Origin of the sequence: Chryseobacterium sp. SIMBA_028, from assembly GCF_046535285.1 — a bacterium.
GTDB lineage: Bacteria > Bacteroidota > Bacteroidia > Flavobacteriales > Weeksellaceae > Chryseobacterium.
The window spans coordinates 1-256 of sequence record NZ_JAWRWZ010000542.1 but is presented as its reverse complement, the minus strand read 5'-3'; the positions used below and the strand labels follow the sequence as shown (position 1 = coordinate 256).

1 protein-coding gene is annotated in these 256 nt (G+C 34.4%); it reads left to right on the top strand.

Features of this window, described 5'->3' with window-relative positions:
• Positions 1 to 256: DUF2207 domain-containing protein (locus SCA31_RS24430; RefSeq protein WP_410699565.1), on the top strand; the 256-nt coding region annotated here is incomplete at both ends.

The following is a 256-nucleotide window of genomic DNA, read 5'->3' as shown; positions in this document are numbered from 1 at the left end:
CAGCTTAGGAAATAATATTAAAAGGGGAATTTACCGGGCATTGCCACTGTCCAGAAACTTAAATAAGAAGACTCAAAAGGTAAAATACGACATCATCTCCATTAAAAAAGATGGAGCGGAAGAAGATTATCATAAGGAAATTGAAGATGGCTTTCTGAAAATATATGTGGGAAATAAAGATGTGATCTTAAGTCCCGGCGATTATACCTATCAAATCCAATATAAAACAAAAGATCAGATCGGCTTCTTTGATAAG